Consider the following 18,285-nt stretch of genomic DNA (forward strand, 5'->3'; position numbering starts at 1 on the left):
CTTTCGAGTACGCCATCCTGGTCGGACGCACGGAAGGGATCTCGGTATGAGCAAGGCGACCACCGGCATGCTGCACCATGTCGAGCTCTGGGTGCCCGACCTGCCCCGGGCCGTCGCCGGTTGGGGGTGGCTGCTGGGTGAGCTGGGCTACACCCTCTTCCAGGACTGGGCCGACGGGCGCAGCTGGCGGCTCGGCTCCACCTATCTGGTCCTTGAGCGGTCGCCCGCTCTCAGCGCGGACGAACACGACCGATGCCGTCCCGGCCTGAACCATCTCGCCTTCCACGTCGAGAGCCGGGCCATGGTCGACGTCCTGGTCGAACGGGCGCCGCTGCACGGCTGGACGCTGCTGTTCCCGGAACGCCATCCCTATGCCGGCGGCGAGCGGCACTATGCCGCCTATCTGGAGGACGCCGACGGGTTCGAGGTCGAACTCGTCGCCCTCGAAACATCACGCCAGGACTGACGCCGCCTCACGGCCCGGCGCCGTGGTCCAGGGCGTGGCGCAGGTAGAGCTCGGGCTTGGCCAGGTAGCGGCGCCAGTGGTCGACCAGCTGGAGCTTGTCCCATTCGGCGGTGTGGATCCCGTGGTCGTCGAGTTCAACGCGCAGCACGCCTTTGCGCGGGGGCAGTGGCGGCTTCTACCCATGACCGCGGTGGACGCAGAAGAGCTGGTCTTCGGTGCCGTAGGGTTCGCGGTAGGAGACGATGGCGGGGCCTTGAGCGCTCAGGTGGCCGGGCAGCCGGGTGTCGGGGCTCCAGTCGGCTGAGTTGAAGCTGGTCCACCACAGGCTCTGGTCGCCGGAGCCGCGGTGCACGCAGTACAGCCTGTTGTTGAAGACGGCCAGGGCAGGGCCCTCCGCACTCCGGTGGGCGGGCAGTCGGTGGGCGGTGCTCCAGCGCGTGCCGTCGAAACTGGTCCACCACAGGAAGTGGTCAGAGCCGCCGCCGCGGAACACGCAATACAGCACGCCGGCGTAGACGGCCAGAGCGGGGTTGGAGGCCGTGAAGTGGCTGCCGAACGGCTGGTCGTTGCTCCAGCTGGTGCCGTTGAAGCGGGTCCACCACATCTGATCGCTGTTGGCGTCCCGGTAAGCGCAGTACAGCATGCCGTTGAAGGTCGCCAGTGCCGGGCCTCGGCTGGACGCGCCGTTCATGCGGGTGTCGGGGCTCCAGCGGTTGCCGTCGAAGCGGGTCCACCACAGGCCCCTGTCGTTGCCGCCGCCGCGGTGCACGCAGTACAGGAAGTTGTTGTAAACGGCCAGGGCAGGGCCGTCGGCGCTGCGATGGGCGGGGAAGGCGATGTTGTCGCTCCAGCCCTCATTGCTGCCGGGGTCGTAGGCGGTCCACCAGAGCGATTCGTCCCGGTCCCCGCGGTGCGCGGCGTACAGCCGGCCGCGGAACTCCGCCAGCGCCGGATTGGACCTGGACAGGTGGCCGGGGAATCTCTCGTTGTCGCTCCAGTTGTGGGAGGTGTTCATGGCCGTCCACCACAGCGAGGTGTCCTGCCTGGGGGCCAGAGAGATGGGGAGGAGCATCCCCGGGGCGAACCAGGGCGACACCAGCCGACAACCGTGGTCCCTGCCGACGATCTGGATGATAAGTGAACGGATCTGGAAGGAGAGCTCGATCAACCGGCCGAGCGCCCTGGGACGGATGGCCCTGGCCACGATCTCCCCTACCAACTCCGAGATCTCGGCGGCGGCTTGGGCGGCTGCGGCGTTGAGGATGATCTCAAAGCCCCACCATCTCGCGTTGGCGTACACCTGCATACCGTTGGCGTTCAGCTGCGTCTCGATCTGGCGAGCCCTGTCCTGGTCGGCCTGAGGGAGCCGGCTGGTCTGCTCCTCGAATTCCTGGCGGGCCGCCTCCAGATACTCCCGGGAGATCCGCTGCGCCTCCTCGTGGGAGACGGAGTACGGGATGGCCTGCCAAGCGGCGAGGGCATCGGCCTCGGCTCTGGCCTGGTCCTGGCTGGTGCTTTCATCGGGCATGCGATCACGTCCCATTCCGTAGGAGGATCCGCCGTGAAGATCGTCAGCGGCCTTGAGTATCCGGCCGTGCCCCACTACTGGCAAGGGCGTGCGGGTGGCCGGATACGGCCACGGGCACAACGGACCGTCTCGGGCCGGTTGGATACGTGGTCGCAGGCCACCGGGCCTCCACCGTCCGGTCCGACGTCGGCAGCGGCTTCTGGACGCAGCGGCTTGTCTGTGTCGTGACGGGGGCGGGGCAGGCGGCCGGGGACTTCTGCTCGTCAACGACCTCGCGACCCGCTGGGGCTTCCACCGCGACCCCACAGGAACCGTCATCTGGTTAGAACTCACCTGACAGACCGACGCGAGCTCGAAAGGGCGACGCCGCCACGCCCCCGACCAGCGGCGTCGTCCCCGAGGACGAGCCGGTCACCGCGGAGACCACCGGTGGTCTTAGGTCCAAGGTCCCAGACCATGCCGACCGGACGTCCGATGCCGTCGGCCACAACGAACGGCATAGTCGTCCCGAAGACAGCGCGGAACACGCGAAGACAGCGCGGAACACCCAGGGAAGGGAGGGGCGATGATCGGACCGGACGGGCCGAGCACGGGGGCCGCCCCTCCCGGTGCCCTCAGGGGGTGTGCCAACAAATGTCCGCCGGTCCCGGTGCAGCCATGACAGGCCACCGGACCACATACGGACGAAAGGCACACCCATGTCCACAACCCAGTCCCCGGCTCGCAGCCGACGGCCGGGATGGAGCCTCGCGCTGCTCGCGCTCGGGCATCTGATCATCAGTCTCGACTTCACCATCATCTACGTCGCCCTCCCCGACATCGCGGCCGATGTCGGCTTCACCCCGCACACCCTGCAATGGGTGGTCACCGCGTACGTCGTCCTGTACGGAGGCTTCCTGCTGCTCGGCGGTCGGCTGTCCGACCTGGTGGGACGCCGGCGGATGTTCGTGCTCGGCATGGTGCTGTACGGGGTGGCCTCCGTGCTGGGCGGCCTGGCCACGGCGCCGGCGGTGCTGCTCACCGCACGCGCTCTGCAGGGTCTCGCCGGTGCGGCGCTGTTCCCGGCGGTGCTCGCCCTGGTCAACACCACCTTCGCCGAGGGCAGGGAGCGCAACCGCGCGCTGACGGTCTGGGCGATGGCGGGCGCCGGTGGGCTCACGGTGGGCGCGCTCGCGGGTGGGGTGCTCACCCAGGCCCTGGGCTGGCAGGCCGTGTTCTACGTCAACGTCCCGTTGGCCGTCGTGGGGGCCGCCGCCGCCTTCGCCCTGCTGCCTCCGGACGGCCGTGTCACCTCGGGGAGCGTCGACGTGTTCGGAACCCTCACCGGTACGGCGGGCATCACGCTGCTGATTTTCGCGGTCGCGCACGGCTCCGAGGTCGGCTGGACGCGGGCCGAGGTGGTCGCCTCGGCCGTTCTCGCGGTGGTCCTGCTCGCCGCGTTCCTGCACGTCCAGGCTCGGGGGCGGACGCCGCTGATGCCGCTGCGACTGTTTCGCAACCGCGCGTTCAGCGGAGCGGTCGTGGTCATCCTCGTCTTCGGGCTGACGATGCAGGCCGTACCGTACTTCCTCACCCTGTACTTCCAGGGTGTCCTCGGTTTCAGCGCCTTGGAGACCGGGCTGGCGTTCCTTGGCCCGACCCTCTCGATCACTGCGGGAAACTTCCTCAGCGAGCGACTCGTCCACCGCTTCGGCACCCGGAGCACGCTGATCACCGGCATCGTCGTCAACGCCGTGGGCGCCGCGTTCCTCGCCCCCGGCATGCACACGGATGGATCCTTCCTCACCGTCCTGGCCGGGATCGTCGTCATCGGTCTGGGCATGGGCATCACCTACGAGGCGATGTGGATCGCCGCGGGCACCGGCGTCTCGGCGGACGAGCAGGGGCTGGCCTCCGGGGTGGCCTCCACCGCGCTGCAGGTGGGAACCGCAGCGGGTCTGGCGGTTCTGGTGGCCGTCGCCAACCACGGCATCGAAGGGCTGTCCGGGCAGGCGCTGCGCGTCGCCTCCGCCGAGGGGATGCGCGCCGCCGTCTACGTCCTGGGCGCCGTCATGCTGACGGCTGTTCTGGCCGCCCTCAGGCTCCCCGGTCCGCGTGCCCGGGGCGCCGCCGCGTCCCAGCCCGCCCCCGACCCGGACACCGCCGACCTGCACCCCACCGGCTGAACGGTCTGCCCCCGGGACTCGAACATCGGTCCAGCGCAGGAAAGTGCTCACTCACCAGCGGCTACCAGCCACCGGGTCTGCCCGATCAGCTGACCCGGTGGCTCCCGTCAGCGCCAGATGACGGCCTGGGTGCGGAGGCCGGACCGACATCGACGACCCCCGGTTCATCGAACTTCGTCGGCGAGCTCTCCCTCGGCAGTCCTCGCTTCAGCAGGCTCTGGGCCCGCCACGACGTGAACACGTGCGAGGGCACCCTCAAGCACATCGATCACCCCCAGGTCGGTGGCCTGTGGCTGAACCGGGAGAGACTGGGCGTCAGCGGCGCGACAGGCCAGACGCTTGTCATCCTCCACCCGGCCCCCGGCACCGACAGTGCCGACAGGCTGGCGCTCCTCGCGTCCGTCACGCGGACGTGACGCCGTCCTTGCTCAGCCGATGACGACGCCGCGGCGATCACTCGCGTCGACGCTGTCCGGCCTGATCCGGGAAACAGCGGGTCACCGCGTTCAGCGGGTGATGGCGGCCAGCATGAGACGTCGTGCGCGTGCCGGTGCGGTGGCGTCGGCGAGGAGCTGGATCTCTTGGTTGGCCGACATCGCGATCCCGATCAGGGTCGTCACGAGGTCGTCCGCGTCCTGCGTCGTGGTGATGTCGCCCGCGGTCCGCGCGATCACGATCTGCTCGCGCAGGAAGGCCCGCCATTGGGTCACGGTGGTGAGGAGAAGGCTCCGCAACTCGCCTGGCCGGCCGTCCAGCTCACAGGACGCGGCGGTGATGAAGCAACCGTTGGGAAACGGGCTGCTGTCCAGGTAGCCGCACCACAGATCGATCAGCGCACGCAGGCGCGGCAGGCCCGGCTCCTCCTTCATGCTCGGCGCGACGACGGCGGCGACGAACATGTCGGCCGCCTTGGTCAGCACGGCGGACTGCAGTTCGGCGCGGGAGCCGAAGGGGCCGACGACGCCTGCCTTGCTCATGCCGAGGGCTTCGGCCAGGGAGCCGATGGTCAGCGCGTGGAGGCCGTCGCTGGAGGCCTTCGTCACGCCGGTGGCGACGATTCGGTCGCGGGTCAGCTGGGCCGCCTCAGCGGATCTTCTCATGATTGACGAGTTTAGCAAACGATCGTACGCTAACCGATTAACGAACGATCGTAAGCTAAAAAGGGGTCCGGAAGATGCGTGTTCGGTGGCTGGGCTGGGCCGGGGTGGAGCTGGAAGCGCGGGGTCACAGCGTGGTGATCGACCTGCTCGGCCGTCCGGAGGGAGTGCTGGAGGACACCCCGTTGTCGGCGCCCATGCCGCAGGTCGTCCGGCCCCGCACCGAGGGGGACGTGATCGCCGGGCTGTGCACGCATCTGCACCGGGACCACACCGATGCCGCGGCACTGGCCGAAGCGCTCCGCCCCGACGGCCGGGTGCTGCATCCCGTCTCCTTCGGTGGCGACGACCACGAGAATCTGTGGACGCTCAAGGCCGACCGCGAGCTCGACGAACGGCACCTGTCCCGGCGTCCGATGGGTCTGTGGGAGACGGTCACGATCGGCCCCTTCACGATCGCGGCCGTTCCAGCCGTCGACACCCTGGGTGATCCGCAGGTGTCCTGGGCCGTCGAAGCGGGCGGAAAGCGCGTGCTGCACCTGGGCGACAGCATGTTCCACGGCTACTGGTGGCGCGCCGCTCACCGGTTCGGGCCGTTCGACGCGGTGCTCACTCCCATCAACGGGCCGATCGTGTGCTTCCCGCACTGTCAGCCCCCGAGTCCGTACCCGGCCTCGCTCGACGCCGGCCAGGCGGCCGTGGCCGCGCGCCTGCTGGGAGCGCGGGTCGCGGTGCCGATCCACTACGACGGATTCCACATCGACGGCTTCTATGACACGCGGCCCGATGAGCTTTCCCGGTTCCTGGACGCGACCTCGGCCGAGACCTATGAGGTCGCCGCTCTCAGGCAGGGCGAGGACATCACCCTCTGAGGGCTGTTTCCTGAGACCGCCGGTCAGCGGCCCGCGTACGTGATCATCGCTGAGTGGTCGACCTTCCAGTTGCCGTTGTAGCAGGCGACATGCCGGATCATCACGCGGGTCGTGTACCACTCCCAGGGGGCCGACAGGTTGCAGAACTCCGCGTTGTAGCCGACCGCGGTGACCTGGACATTGTCCGGGGACGCGCCGACCTCGGTGAAGACCACCTGCTTCTTGGGGCCATCGGGACTATTGCTGATCTGCACGGTCCCGCGCCGGGAGTTGTAGTTCAGATGGGTCATTGTCATCGGGATGACGCTCGTGCCGGGGGCGATGTGGAAGGTGTAGGCGAAGCGATTCGACTCGGAGTGCCCGACGAGAGGCCGCTCGCGGTGGTAGGTGAGGCTCCATCCGGTGTTCAGCGGCGCGCCGGCGGCGTCGTAGCAGCGCACCACGATTTTCTGCGCGGGCGGCGTTACCTGCCATCCGGCCACCTTGCAACGCGCCGGTACGGACGGATCGACCGCGGTGACCTGGATGTTTCCCGCATGAACCTCCGAACCGAACCCCGGCAGGGTGACCATCCACACTCCCAGGAGCGTCGACGGCTCGACGGTGTTCACCGCGGCCGGACCCGAGGAGTTGAACCGCCCGACCACCGCGGAGCCGTCCCAGTGCACGTACCCGAACGCCTGGGGCGCGGGAAGATACTGGGAGTTGTCTCCGAAGGAGAGGGAGAACCACGAGGCGATCGGGCCGACACCGTGCCGGTGGCACTGGACCGCCACGACCTCGTCGGCACCCGACTGCCACCAGCCCTCGACCTGGCACCAGTCGGCGGAAGAGGAGATCGCCGTGACGTGGGCGACTCCCCCCGAGGCCCTTCCGATCTGCGGGAACCTCACGAACACCTGACCGGGACCGCCCAAAGTGGTCTGGACCCAATATCCGCCTGGCCACGAGCCCCCCTGGCGTGAGTAGTCCGGGATGCCGTCGCTCCTGATGACGGCGAACCCCCAGCGGGGAGGGTCGGCCGCCGTGGCCGCCGTGGCGGTCGCGGTGAGCCCGGTCGCGGCCAGAGCCACGACGCAGAACATCCGTACGATCATTGCCCATGACCGGCGCATGACATCCTTCACCACGTTGGAGAGAGGGGGGTTAGGCCCTTGATAACCCGCCAACCAAGCGGTTGAGAAGACCCAAATCAACCGGAAAAGGGGGAAGTGACGCTCTGCGTGGGCGGACCGGTCACGTGTCCCAGGTGACCGGGAGGCTTTTCACCCCGTAGATGTCGGCGGTCTCCGGGCGCAGGGCGACCTCCTCGGCCGGCACAGCCAGGCGCAGGGTGGGGAAGCGGTCGAGCAGGGCGGGGAGCGCGACCCGCAGCTCGACGCGGGCGAGCTGCTGGCCCAGGCACTGGTGGATACCGTGGCCGAAGGCGAGGTGCCCGCCGTCCTGCCTGCCGAGGTCGAGCCTGTGGGGGTCGGCGAAGCGCTCGGGGTCACGGTTGGCGGTGTTGTACGACAGGATCATCATCGAGCCGGCCCTGACGGTCTGGCCGCCCAGCTCGACGTCCTCCAGCGCGACCCTGAAGAACTGCTTGGCGACGCTCAGATATCTCAGCAGCTCCTCCACGGCCCGGTCGACGAGCGTGGGGTCGGCGCGCAGGGCGGCGAGCTGCTCCGGGTTGCGCAGCAGCGCGAAGGTGCCCAGCGCGAGCATGTTCGCGGTGGTGTCGAACCCGGCCGAGAGCAGGATCAGGGCCATGCCCTTCAGCTCCTCGTCGGTCAGGTCGCTGTCGAGCAGGTCGCTGAGCACGTCGTCGGTGGGATTGGCGCGCTTGGCGGCCACCAGCTCGGCGAGGTAGTCCTGGGTCGCGGTGTAGGCCGCGAACAGTTCCTCGTCGGCGACCTCCCCGCCGAGGAACTTGTCGATGTTCTCCTGGAAGCGGTCCCGGTCCTCGTACGGCACGCCCAGCAGCTCACAGATGATGACGGAGGGGATGGGCCTGGCGAACGCGGCCACCAGGTCGGCTGCCGGTCCGGCCTGCTCCATCGCGTCCAGGTGCTCGGCGGTGACCTGCTCGACGCGCTCGGTGAGCTGCCGCATCCGCCGTACGGTGAATTTGCCCACCAGCGGTTTGCGATAGCGGCTGTGCTGCGGCTCGTCCATCAGCAGGAACTCGCCGGGCGGCGCCGGGGGCACCTCGAGGTCGCCGACGTCGACCAGCGGGTGGTGGCGCATGAGCTCCCTGCGTGAGCTGAACCGGCGGTCGGCCAGGACCGACCTGACCAGGTCGTATCCGGTGACCAGCCAACCCTCGTGACCATCGGGGAAGGTGAAGCGGCTGATCGGGCCGTGCTCACGGGCGTCGAGCAGCTCCCTGGGCGGGTCGAAGGGACAGCCGGGCATGCGCGCGGTCGGCAGCGTGGTGACGATGTGTTTCATGGTCGTTCCTCTTCTCGGCTTGGGGGTTACTCGCGATGGCGCGTGTCCTTCGCGGCTCGAAATTCCTGTCGACCGCGGCAGGCGCATGAGCCGAACCGGGTGTCCGCGAGTCGGGGCGCGGCTTGGCGGGTGGACTCGCGGTCGAACGGCTTCTTCGACCAGGCAGGGCTCAGCGGGGTTCTTCGACCGGACGCGGTTCAGCGGGTGGATTCGCGGTTGAAGAGCTTCTTCGACCAGAGGTAGCCGCCGAGGCCGATGACGAGGCACCAGCCGACCGCGATGACGGCGCTGTTGCCGATCGGGGTGCCCATCAGCAGGCCGCGCAGGGTCTCGATGAGCGGTGTGAACGGCTGGTACTCGGCGAACCAGCGCAGCACGGTCGGCATCGAGTCGGTCGGGACGAACCCGCTGCCCAGGAACGGGAGCAGCACCAGCGGCAGGCCGACGTTGCTGGAGGACTCGACGGACTTGCTGGCCAGACCGAGCGCGACCGCCAGCCAGATGAAGGCGAAGGCCATCATCACCAGGACCCCGACGAGGGCGAGCCAGTCGCCCGGCCCCGCCGACGGCCGGAAGCCGATGAGCAGCGCGACGCCGAGCACCGCCGCGATGCTGAGCATCGTCTGGATGAGGCTGCCGATGACGTGTCCGGTCAGGACGGACACGCGGGCGATCGCCATGGTGCGGAACCGGTCGACGATGCCCTCGGTCATGTCCATCGCGATCGAGATGGTGGTGCCCTGGATCGCGGCGGTGATCGTCATCAGGATGATCGCGGGGGTGACGTAGTTGACGTATTCAGCGCGTCCGCCGGTGACTCCGCCGATCCCGGCGCCGAGTGTGCCGCCGAAGACGTAGACGAACAGCAGCAGGAAGACGATCGGCATGCCGATGAGCTGCAGTGTCATGGACGGGTAGCGCACCATGCGCTTGAGGTTGCGGCGAAGCATCGTCGCCGAGTCGGTCAGGGCGTACGACATGGTGCTCATCGGGGGGCCACCTTCTCCTTGTTGCCGGTGAGAGCGAGGAAGACGTCGTCGAGGTCGGGGGTGTGCACGCTCAGCGAGCCGACCTCGACCGCGTCGCGGTCGAGCCGGTCGAGCAGCGCCTTCAGCGATCCGAGGCTGCCGTCGTGCGGTACGCGCAGGACGAGCGTGTCGCTGTCGCGGGACACCTCGCCCACGGCGCGTGCGGCGGATTCGAGGTCGCGTTCGTCGGCGAACCGCAGCAGGACGTGGCCGCCGGGGATGCGCCGCTTGAGCTCGTCCGCGGTGCCCTCGGCGACGATCTTCCCGTGGTCGAGCACCGCGATCCGGTCGGCGAGCTCGTCGGCCTCCTCCAGATACTGGGTGGTGAGGAAGATGGTGACGCCACCGGCCACGAGCTCCCGCACGATCTGCCACATGGCGCGGCGGCTGCGCGGGTCGAGCCCGGTGGTCGGCTCGTCGAGGAAGATGACCTGTGGTGAGCCGACCAGCGTCATCGCGAGGTCGAGCCGTCGCCGCATCCCGCCGGAGTAGGTCGCCGCCGTCTTCTTCGCCGCGTCGGCGAGGTCGAACTGGTCGAGCAGCCGGGCGACCCTGCGCCTGCCCGTCTTGCGGTCGAGGTGGTGCAGGTCCGCCATCAGGGCGAGGTTCTCCTCACCGGTGAGCAGGTTGTCGACCGCGGAGAACTGGCCGGTGACGCCGATCGCGGCACGCACCGCGTCCGGCTCGGCGGACAGGTCGTGGCCCGCGACGCGCGCGCTGCCCCCGTCCGCCCGGATGAGGGTGGACAAGATTTTGACCGTGGTGGTCTTGCCGGCGCCGTTCGCGCCGAGTAGCGAGAAGACGGTGCCGCGCGGGACGTCCAGGTCGACGCCGTCGAGCACGACGTGGTCGCCGTACGAGCGGCGCAGCCCGGTCGCCGTGATCGCGGAGGGGGACGGCATGTTCATGAGAGGCCCTTCTCGGTCTGGTCAGGAACGACGGACGGTGATGTCGCCGAACGACGTGTGCGCGCGGACTTCGACGGTCTGCTCGGACTCCTCGGGTGCTTCGCCGAGGTCGTCCAGCGAGTTGGACACCCGCCCGTAGGAGGTGTCCAGGTCGAGCCATGCGGCGGTGCCGGAGGCGACACCGATGTCGAGGTGGCCGGTCGAGGTGTGCAGCGTGACGGTGTCGCGTGCGACCCGGCCGACGCGGATGGCTCCGTTGGAGGTCTTGGCGTCCACCAGCGCGTCGGCCCGGTCGACGGAGATGTCGCCGTTGGCCGAGCGCACCCGCAGCTCACCGGTGACGGTGCCGAGCTCGGTGCTGCCGTTGGAGTTCTTGACGACGGCGGCGCCGTCGATCTCGCCGATGCGCACGCGCCCGGTGCCGGTGGAGACGTCGACGTCGCCCGTGACCGCTTCGACGGTGATGTCGCCACCGGAGGTGCTCAGTCGAAGCGGCCCGGTCCGGTCGAGGTGGAAGTGCCCGGCCGACACCTTGAACCGGCACTCTCCCAGCGTGCCGACGCCGCGCAGGTCCGCCATCGAGAGGTCCGCCTGCACGTGCGAGCCGGTGGGGAGCTCGATGAGCAGGTCGACCGACCTGGTCTTCTTGGAGAAGTCGAGCATGCGGGCCTTCGGCCCTCTCACCGTCAAGGTGCCGTTGGCGTACTCGACGCGGGTCTTCTGCGCGGCGTCCACGTCGGACGCGTCGGACGCGTCGCTCGGCCGCACCTCGACGACGGTGTCGGTCCGGTCGCTCGCGATGATCTGGACGTCGCCGACGGAGAGCTCGATCGTGGCGGAAATCGGTTCGGGTGTGGCGAAAATTGGCATGGCTGTCCCCTCGGAGTGAGTCAGAAGAACATTTCCGCTGGTCGGAGGTGTGCGGGAGAAAGTGGCTCTGGATGTCGGGTTGGGCCGGCGAGCCCGCTCCGTAGGAGCTGTGCGCCGCGTCGGTCGGGTGGGTCAGCGAGCCCAGCCGGTGGAACGCTGCGCGCCGCGTTTGCCGCGTCTGTCGGAGTCGTGGTCGCGCTCCGGGGCACGCAGCGCGGTCGAGGCGGCCCGCACCAGCCAGGCGTTGAGCGAACGGCCCTCCTTGGCGGCCGCCTCCTCGATCGCGGCCTTGAGCTGCTCGGGGAGGCGGACGTTGATCCGTGTCACCGGCCCGTCCTCGAAGCTCGCCGCGGCGTCGTCGGCCGACGACGCGCTCGGAGCCGGAGGGGCGGCGGCGAGATGCTCCATCTGCCGAACCGCCACGACGAAGCTCGGGTCACGCCCACGCAGGTGAACCTGGACAGAACCGGGAGCCAGATCTCGGGTGATCTCGTCGGCGGCCGCCGACAGCGCCTCGAGCAGGGTGAGCCGGATCGCCGACTCCATCGAAACGGTCAACCGCTCGATCAGCACACTGGCGTCGCCTTCACCGGTCTCGGCGGCGGTCAGCAACTCGCGACCGAGCGCGGCCACGTACGGGGTCAAGTCCATGGCATCACTATGGCACACGGTGATGCCACAAACAAGCCACATTGGCTCAGCTTGGCATCACTCTGGCTCAGGATGAACGTCCGGGCGATATCGACCTCGCGGGCGACGCGGCGTTCGACGGCGTCGTCATCACCGCCGACCGCCGCGGGGAAAGGCCGACGCTCGTTTCCGCCGTCGGCGGCCCGGTGCCTGGAAGGGAAAGAAGGCCGAGGTCAGCGGGCCATGTATGTGATCATCGCCGGGTGGTCGACCGGGACGGTGCCGTTGTAGCAGGTGACGTACCGGATGTTCACATACGTCGAGTACGTCTCCCAGGGAGAGTACAGATTGCAGAACTCCGGGCCGTAGCCGAACGCGGTCACCTGGACGTTGTCCGCGTATCCGTTGACCCCGCCGAACAACACCTGTTTCCTGGCGACCCCGAACCTGTTGAGCTGCAGACCCCCGGACTGCGAGTTGTAGCTGACCGGGTACGGCGTCGGTACGTAGGGGCCCTGGGTCGTGGGGGCGTTGTCGAAGGTGTAGGCGAAGCGGTACCCCGAAGGTGTCCAGGTGATGGCCCGCTCGCGGTGGTAGGTCAGGCTCCATCCGGTGTTCAGCGATGTGCCGGTGGCGTCGTAGCAGCGCACCACGATGCTCTGCGCGGCCGTCGTCGCGTTCCATCCGCCCAGCTTGCAGTGTGCCGGTACGGCCGGGTCGACCGCGGTGACCTGGATGTTCCCAGCGTGGCCCGCCGAGCCGAGTCCCGGCAGGGTGACCCTCCACGCTCCCGGGATCGTCAGCGGCTCGACGGTGTTCACCGCGGTCGGTCCCGAGGAGTTGAACCGCGTGGCCACGGCGGAGCCGTCCCAGTGCACGTACCCGAACGCCTGGCGCACGGGCAGGTACTGGTCGCTGGAGCCGAAGGTGACCGAGAACCACGAGGCGATCGGACCGACGCCGTACCGGTGACACCGCACCGCCACGATCTCGTCGGCGCCCGACTGCCACCAGCCCTCGACCTGGCACCAGTCGGCGGACTGGGAGATCGCCGTGACGTGGGCGACTCCCCCTGCGGCCATTCCGATCTGCGGGAACCTCACGAACACCTGACCGGGCTCGCCCTGGGTGGCCTCGACCCTGAGCCCGGACGGCCACGAGCCCGCCTGGCGCATGGAATCCACCGCGGCGCCGCTTCTGACGACGGCGAATCCCCAGCGGGGAGGCTCGGCCACGGTGGCGGTCGTGGCGGCGCCGGCGGTCGCGACAGTCGCGGTTGTCGCGGTGAGCCCGGTCGCGGCGAGGGCCGCGATGCAGAGCGTTCGTACGATCACTGCCCATAGTCGGCGCATGTCGTCCTTCATCCACATCGGGGTGGCGTCCGCGGGCCGGGATGGCGCGCGTGCTCTCCAACCCTTGGTAACCCGTCGACCGGCGGCCGGGAAGACCCAAATTGACCAACGAACTTGACTCTTGTTCGACAGCTTCGACATGGCGGCCTTCCTCCCGCGCGGCGTCGTCGTCACCGTCCAACACCCCGGCTCCACACAGATCCCCTCTACCGGAAACCCCCGCCCCAACGCCGTCGGCGGCCGAGGACTCCTCCTCGTGCGGCATCCTGATGGGACGTGTGGAGGGGATCGTCCGGGCCGAGCACATGCGGCACGTGACACGTGCCGTGGCGTGGTCCTGGAGCCGCCTGGACGGCACAGGTTGCCCGGTTGTGAATCCGTGCGCCGTCAGTGCCCCACGGGCGACGCGGCCGAGTGAAGCAGGGCGGCACCGTGGTTGGAGACCTTGTGCAGGGCCGAGCCCCGATGCCGGGCGGTGGTGACCAGACCGGCGTTGCGCAACACGGCGGCGTGCTGGCTGGCGCCCGCCAGGGAGATGCCGAGCGTCTGGGCGAGCTCCGTGGTGTTCACGTGGTTTCTCTCCGCGATCTCGCGGAGCACCTCCGCCCTCGTCTGACCCATCAGCGCGACCAACGACCGGAGCGACCTTTCCCGCGTGCGTTCGGTTTCCGCGACCAGCGGTTGGGCCGGCCCCTTCTGGACGGGGTAGACCAGTACGGGCGGTCCGGACTGGTTCGCCAGCGTGATGGGCCCCGGCCAGCAGAAGAACGACGGCACCAGGGTCAGCCCGCGCCCTTCCAGATGCAGGTCCCATTCGATCGGATAGACGACTTCGAGTACGGGAGCCCTCCACCTCATAATCGGATAAAACGAATCAAACAACGACTCAAAGCCGTTGCCCATCACGGCCTCGACCCGCTTTTTCTGGTCCGCCCGCACGTACCGGCGGATGCTCGGCCAGTACGGTTCGAGGGCCTCCGCGTGGTACGCCCTGAGCGCGTCGCGCAGTCGCCGCATCGTCTCCGGCTCTCCGTCGGCGACACCGGACACCCACGTCGGCAGGGCGACCTGATCCGCCAGGGAGGCGATATCGGCCCGCAGCCGCGTTCGCGAGGTGCTCATCACCAGTTCCAGCCCGGTGTCGAGGTCGGCCACATCCGCCGACGGGGTGAGGAAGTCCGGCGAGTATCCCCGCGGTCTGGCCAGCGTCCGCAGCAGGCCGACGGACGGCGCGAGCCGGGAACGAACCGCGCGCCGCCACGGTCCGAAGACCCGGCCGTCATACCCCGTCTGGACCATGTGCAGGCTCAGCAGCACCTCCCACATCACGTTCGGTTCGGCCTGGACACGTATCCGCAGCAGGTCCTCGGCCGAAAAATGGATGCGCAACATCGTGACCCCCCGTTGGTCGGTACGCCGAGTTTAAGAAGACCGAATGTCCGGGCCCTGTACCTCGCCTGGACGCCGTACTCCGGAAAGTTCAGCCGTCGATCCGCTGATCTGCACCAATGGCCGTCCGTTTTCGACGATCGGCAGAAATCCTCACCCACCGGCAGAACCGGGGACCCCTCATCGTCGGCAGAACCGAGACAAGTAGCTTGTCCTCATAAAGGGGGAACGTTCACCAAGGGGGCCCCATGACGTTGGGTGATTTATTACTCGCCTACCGGAAGCGAGCGGGCATCACCCAGAACGAGCTGGCCGCCCGCGCCGGCGTCGGCGTCCGCACGCTGCGGGACATCGAGCAGGGCGTGGTCAAACGCCCCCACACCCGGTCGGTGCGCAAGCTCGCCGAGGCGGCCGGCCTGTCCGTCACCGATCTCGACGCGATCGAGAAGGCGGATCGGTCCCGGTCACGGCGAACAGAGAAGGCGGATCGGTCCCGGTCACAGCGAACAGAGGATGCGGATCGGTCCCGGTCGCGGCGAACAGAGGACCCGATCCTGCGGATCGAGCTGCTGGGGCCGCTCACGATCCGCCTGCACGGCCGTACCGTCGACCTGGAACCTCCCATGCAGCGCCGTCTCCTGGGTCTGCTCGCACTCCAGGCCAACCGCGTCGTCACGCAGGCGGACATCGTCGACTTCCTCTGGGGCGAGGAGATTCCCCCCACCTACCAGAACCTCGTGCACACCCATGTGTCCCGCCTGCGGAAGTTCTTCGAGAACATCGGCATGGCCGAGGCCCTGATCAGCCGCACCGGCGCGGGCTACCTCCTCACCCTGTCGCCCGACCGGAGTGATCTGCTGGAGTTCGCGGACACGATGGCGAAGGCCACGGCCCATCGCACCGCGGGAGAGCGGGAGGAGGCCGAACGGGCCTACGAGAAGGCGCTGTCGATGTGGCTGGGCGAGATACTCGCCGACCTCACCCCCCGCGCGCGACACCATCCGGTCGTCGTCGCCGTCTCCCAGCAACGCCTGACCGCGGTCCTGGACTACGCCGATCTGGCCATGGACCGCGGGCACCACCGGGCCGCGCTCGAACGGCTCAGGGACATCGTCCACACCGAGCCGCTGCACGAGGGCCTGAACGCGCGGATCATGCTCGCCCTCGCCGCGTCGGGGCGACGGGCCGCCGCGCTGCGGTTGTTCGGCGACCTCCGCGACCAGCTCGCCGACAACCTCGGCATCGAACCGAGCCCGGAACTGCGGGACGCCTACCTGCGGATCCTCCGTCAGGAGATCGGCACCGCCGCGACCTGGACCGCCCCCCGCCTCTCGCGGGCGGATCCCGTTCCCGCCCAGCTGCCGCCGGACATCGCCACGTTCACCGGCCGCGACCGGCAGACCCGCGAGCTGGACACCTACCTGACCGCCACGGACCCACCCCCGACGGCGGCCAGGGTGCTGGTGGTCACCGGTACGGCCGGAGTGGGCAAGACGGCCCTCGCCGTGCACTGGTCTCACCAGGTGCGTCACCGGTTCACCGACGGGCAGCTCTACTACAACCTGCACGGATACTCCGACAACGTCTCCAGAACGGCCGAGGACGCGCTGACCGCCTTCCTGCTGGCCCTGGGGGTGTCGCCGTCGACCGTACCCCTCGACGTCGACGCCCGGACCTCGCTGTTCCGTTCGATGATGGTCGACCGCCGGACGCTGCTGGTGCTCGACAACGTGACCGGCCCCGACCAGATTCGCCCGCTGATCACCGCGAATCCGCACAGCGCGGTCCTCGTCACCAGCCGCAACGACCTCTCCGGCCTCAAGGTGCACGATGACGCGCTGATCGTGGAGCTGGACGTACTCGACGACGCGGACGCGGTCACCCTGCTGACGAAGCTGCTCAGGGCGGACATCTGCGGGACACCTCCCGAGACGGTGGAGGAACTCGCCCGGCTCTGCGGGTGTCTCCCGCTCGCGTTGCGGATCGCGGCGGCGAACATCAGCCGGGGCACCTACGACACGGTGGCGGACTACGTCGCGGCTCTCCGGGAGGGGAACCGGCTCACCGAACTGGCGGTCGACGGCGAGGACACGGCGGTGGAGACCGCCTTCGCCCTCTCGTACGCCGCGCTGCCGCCGCGAGCCGCCCGGCTGTTCCGGTTGCTCGGACTCTTCCCCGGTTCCGACGTGAGCCTGCGAGCCGTCGCGGCACTGGCCGGCGCGAACGAGAGGGAGACGGCGGCGATGCTCGGGCAGCTGGTCCGCGCGCACCTCGTCCAGCGACGCTCGCGGGACCGGTACCAGATGCACGACCTCCTCCGCCTGTTCGCCGCGCAACGCTGCGCCGAGGTGGACGACGAGCGGGAGCGGGACGACGCCCGGAGGCGGTTGCTGGAGCATTATCTGGACACCGCCCGGCAGGCCACGGGCATTCTCTACCCGGGCATGCTCAGGCTGTGCGAGCTTCCGGGGAAGGCGCCCGCGACCTGGGAGAACGTACTGTCCCCCCTCGACTGGCTCGCGGCCGAGCGCGCCAACCTCGCCGCCGCGGTCCGCCATGCCGCCGAGCGTGGGCCGAGGGCCGTCGCCTGGCGGCTCACCGACGTCCTCCGCGGCTACCTGTGGCGCAGCTACGACGTGTCCACGTGGTGTTCCATGGCTGAGGCGGGACTGGACGCGGCACGGCACGAGGGCGACCGGCAGGCCGAGGCCGCCATGCACTACAGCCTGGGCGCCGCCTACCGGTACGGCCGATGCCATCTCGACAAGGCCCGGCTGCACCTCGATCGGGCACAGCGCATGTTCGGGGACCACGGCGAGGTGAAGGGGCGGGCGGGCGCTCTGGACAGTCTCGGCATGGTGTTCCAGGAGACCGGGGAGACCGACCGTGCCCTGGCGGCCCTCGGCGAGTCCCTCGAACTGTGCCGGCGGACGCGCCTGCCGGCAGGGCAGACGAAGGTGCTCTGCAACCTCGGTCTCGTCAGCGCCGACTCCGGCCGGATCGAGAACGCGAGACGGTATCTCGCCGAGGCGTTGTCACTGGCTCGTCGGCTCGGCGACCGGCACATGGAGGCCATGGCACTGCACAACCTCGGACACACCTGCCAGCGGGACGACCGGTTCGAGGAGGCGATACAGCACTACGAGCGGGCACTGGCCATCCGCGACGACATCGGCGACGCCGAGGGCAAGGGCACCACCTTCGACACCCTCGGCACGCTGATGCAGGCCACCGGCCGGTACGCCCGCGGCAGGAGGTACTGGTACAAGGCCCTGGCCGCTTTCGAGGAGATCGGCCACCCGAGCGCGGCGGACGTCCGGTCGCGGCTGTCGCCCCCGTGCGGTCTCCGGTGACGAGGTGGCGCTCCCGGCCGCGGCGAGATCCACGGTCACGCGCGGTGACCGAGAGCGCGTGACACGGAATGCAGCGCGTGACACGGACTGCCCGGCGGTCTGTCACCCGTCGGCGACGGACGATCGGATCGGACGCAGCATAACGACGCCACCGGGAAACGCAACACCTTCAGGCAGGATTGAAACCCCTT

The 18,285-nt window shown here is 69.1% G+C and carries 16 protein-coding genes; 5 read left to right on the plus strand and 11 right to left on the minus strand.

What is annotated here, in order from left to right; all coding sequences use genetic code 11:
- The first annotated feature begins 46 nt into the window (after positions 1-46).
- A complete protein-coding gene (locus ACIBH4_RS07160; protein ID WP_362764206.1) occupies positions 47-466 on the plus strand; it encodes a VOC family protein in 420 nt (139 codons plus the stop codon).
- A gap of 7 nt (positions 467-473) precedes the next feature.
- Here ACIBH4_RS07160 and ACIBH4_RS07165 read toward each other — a convergent pair whose 3' ends face one another.
- On the minus strand, positions 474-614 hold the full coding sequence (locus ACIBH4_RS07165) for a hypothetical protein (protein ID WP_362764204.1): 141 nt from the start codon (positions 612-614) through the stop codon (positions 474-476).
- Between the two features lie 27 nt (positions 615-641).
- Positions 642-1,994 (minus strand): hypothetical protein, encoded by a 1,353-nt coding sequence (locus ACIBH4_RS07170; protein WP_362764202.1) that lies wholly within the window; start codon positions 1,992-1,994, stop codon positions 642-644.
- 698 nt (positions 1,995-2,692) lie between these two features.
- On the opposite strand from ACIBH4_RS07170, the gene ACIBH4_RS07175 reads away from it, so the two are divergent.
- Together ACIBH4_RS07175 and ACIBH4_RS07180 are read left to right on the plus strand one after the other, a co-directional pair.
- Positions 2,693-4,159, plus strand: coding sequence for an MFS transporter (locus ACIBH4_RS07175; RefSeq protein ID WP_362764200.1), 1,467 nt, complete (start codon positions 2,693-2,695; stop codon positions 4,157-4,159).
- 125 nt (positions 4,160-4,284) lie between these two features.
- Entirely contained in the window at positions 4,285-4,575 is a 291-nt protein-coding gene (locus ACIBH4_RS07180; RefSeq protein ID WP_399171658.1) for a hypothetical protein, read from the plus strand.
- A 90-nt stretch (positions 4,576-4,665) separates the two neighbouring features.
- Here ACIBH4_RS07180 and ACIBH4_RS07185 read toward each other — a convergent pair whose 3' ends face one another.
- A complete protein-coding gene (locus ACIBH4_RS07185) occupies positions 4,666-5,259 on the minus strand; it encodes a TetR family transcriptional regulator C-terminal domain-containing protein (RefSeq protein ID WP_362764197.1) in 594 nt (197 codons plus the stop codon).
- Positions 5,260-5,333: 74 nt separating this feature from the next.
- Between ACIBH4_RS07185 and ACIBH4_RS07190 the strand changes: the two genes are divergently transcribed.
- A complete protein-coding gene (locus ACIBH4_RS07190) occupies positions 5,334-6,128 on the plus strand; it encodes an MBL fold metallo-hydrolase (protein ID WP_362764194.1) in 795 nt (264 codons plus the stop codon).
- Between the two features lie 23 nt (positions 6,129-6,151).
- On the opposite strand, the gene ACIBH4_RS07195 is transcribed toward ACIBH4_RS07190, so the two are convergent.
- The 8 genes from ACIBH4_RS07195 to ACIBH4_RS07230 form a co-directional block, all read right to left on the minus strand.
- Positions 6,152-7,213 (minus strand): hypothetical protein, encoded by a 1,062-nt coding sequence (locus ACIBH4_RS07195; protein WP_362764192.1) that lies wholly within the window; start codon positions 7,211-7,213, stop codon positions 6,152-6,154.
- A gap of 151 nt (positions 7,214-7,364) precedes the next feature.
- The gene (locus ACIBH4_RS07200) at positions 7,365-8,564 is read right to left on the minus strand and encodes a cytochrome P450 (protein ID WP_362764189.1); all 1,200 of its coding nucleotides are present in this window, start codon (positions 8,562-8,564) and stop codon (positions 7,365-7,367) included.
- Between the two features lie 197 nt (positions 8,565-8,761).
- Positions 8,762-9,553, minus strand: a complete 792-nt coding sequence (locus tag ACIBH4_RS07205; RefSeq protein WP_362522121.1) for an ABC transporter permease — start codon at positions 9,551-9,553, stop codon at positions 8,762-8,764.
- Complete coding sequence (locus ACIBH4_RS07210; RefSeq protein WP_362522119.1) at positions 9,550-10,500, minus strand: ATP-binding cassette domain-containing protein; 951 nt, start codon at positions 10,498-10,500, stop codon at positions 9,550-9,552. Before ACIBH4_RS07210 ends, ACIBH4_RS07205 begins: the two co-directional genes overlap by 4 nt.
- 21 nt (positions 10,501-10,521) lie before the next feature.
- Positions 10,522-11,370, minus strand: a complete 849-nt coding sequence (locus ACIBH4_RS07215; RefSeq protein WP_362764186.1) for a DUF4097 family beta strand repeat-containing protein — start codon at positions 11,368-11,370, stop codon at positions 10,522-10,524.
- A 132-nt stretch (positions 11,371-11,502) separates the two neighbouring features.
- Positions 11,503-12,021 carry a YlcI/YnfO family protein gene (locus ACIBH4_RS07220; RefSeq protein ID WP_362522115.1) on the minus strand — a complete coding sequence of 173 codons (519 nt, stop codon included), beginning with the start codon at positions 12,019-12,021 and terminating at the stop codon, positions 11,503-11,505.
- A gap of 212 nt (positions 12,022-12,233) precedes the next feature.
- The gene (locus tag ACIBH4_RS07225) at positions 12,234-13,352 is read right to left on the minus strand and encodes a hypothetical protein (protein WP_399171614.1); all 1,119 of its coding nucleotides are present in this window, start codon (positions 13,350-13,352) and stop codon (positions 12,234-12,236) included.
- A gap of 387 nt (positions 13,353-13,739) precedes the next feature.
- The gene (locus ACIBH4_RS07230) at positions 13,740-14,744 is read right to left on the minus strand and encodes a MarR family transcriptional regulator (RefSeq protein WP_362522111.1); all 1,005 of its coding nucleotides are present in this window, start codon (positions 14,742-14,744) and stop codon (positions 13,740-13,742) included.
- 245 nt (positions 14,745-14,989) lie between these two features.
- Here ACIBH4_RS07230 and ACIBH4_RS07235 point away from each other — a divergent pair, with 245 nt between their 5' ends.
- The gene (locus tag ACIBH4_RS07235) at positions 14,990-18,094 is read left to right on the plus strand and encodes a BTAD domain-containing putative transcriptional regulator (RefSeq protein WP_362764182.1); all 3,105 of its coding nucleotides are present in this window, start codon (positions 14,990-14,992) and stop codon (positions 18,092-18,094) included.
- The last annotated feature ends 191 nt before the right edge of the window (positions 18,095-18,285 follow it).

Origin of the sequence: Streptosporangium sp. NPDC050284 (assembly GCF_044459525.1) — a bacterium.
Classification (GTDB): Bacteria; Actinomycetota; Actinomycetes; order Streptosporangiales; family Streptosporangiaceae; genus Streptosporangium.

Coding starts and splice junctions, on each gene's coding strand:
- ACIBH4_RS07220 (WP_362522115.1), bottom strand. CDS start 12,021: ATGGACTTGACCCCGTACGTGGCCGCGCTCGGTCGCGAGTTGCTGACC.
- ACIBH4_RS07210 (WP_362522119.1), bottom strand. CDS start 10,500: ATGAACATGCCGTCCCCCTCCGCGATCACGGCGACCGGGCTGCGCCGC.
- ACIBH4_RS07185 (WP_362764197.1), bottom strand. CDS start 5,259: ATGAGAAGATCCGCTGAGGCGGCCCAGCTGACCCGCGACCGAATCGTC.
- ACIBH4_RS07200 (WP_362764189.1), bottom strand. CDS start 8,564: ATGAAACACATCGTCACCACGCTGCCGACCGCGCGCATGCCCGGCTGT.
- ACIBH4_RS07195 (WP_362764192.1), bottom strand. CDS start 7,213: ATGTTCTGCGTCGTGGCTCTGGCCGCGACCGGGCTCACCGCGACCGCC.
- ACIBH4_RS07160 (WP_362764206.1), top strand. CDS start 47: ATGAGCAAGGCGACCACCGGCATGCTGCACCATGTCGAGCTCTGGGTG.
- ACIBH4_RS07205 (WP_362522121.1), bottom strand. CDS start 9,553: ATGAGCACCATGTCGTACGCCCTGACCGACTCGGCGACGATGCTTCGC.
- ACIBH4_RS07175 (WP_362764200.1), top strand. CDS start 2,693: ATGTCCACAACCCAGTCCCCGGCTCGCAGCCGACGGCCGGGATGGAGC.
- ACIBH4_RS07230 (WP_362522111.1), bottom strand. CDS start 14,744: ATGTTGCGCATCCATTTTTCGGCCGAGGACCTGCTGCGGATACGTGTC.
- ACIBH4_RS07225 (WP_399171614.1), bottom strand. CDS start 13,352: ATGCGCCGACTATGGGCAGTGATCGTACGAACGCTCTGCATCGCGGCC.
- ACIBH4_RS07190 (WP_362764194.1), top strand. CDS start 5,334: ATGCGTGTTCGGTGGCTGGGCTGGGCCGGGGTGGAGCTGGAAGCGCGG.
- ACIBH4_RS07215 (WP_362764186.1), bottom strand. CDS start 11,370: ATGCCAATTTTCGCCACACCCGAACCGATTTCCGCCACGATCGAGCTC.
- ACIBH4_RS07170 (WP_362764202.1), bottom strand. CDS start 1,994: ATGCCCGATGAAAGCACCAGCCAGGACCAGGCCAGAGCCGAGGCCGAT.
- ACIBH4_RS07235 (WP_362764182.1), top strand. CDS start 14,990: ATGACGTTGGGTGATTTATTACTCGCCTACCGGAAGCGAGCGGGCATC.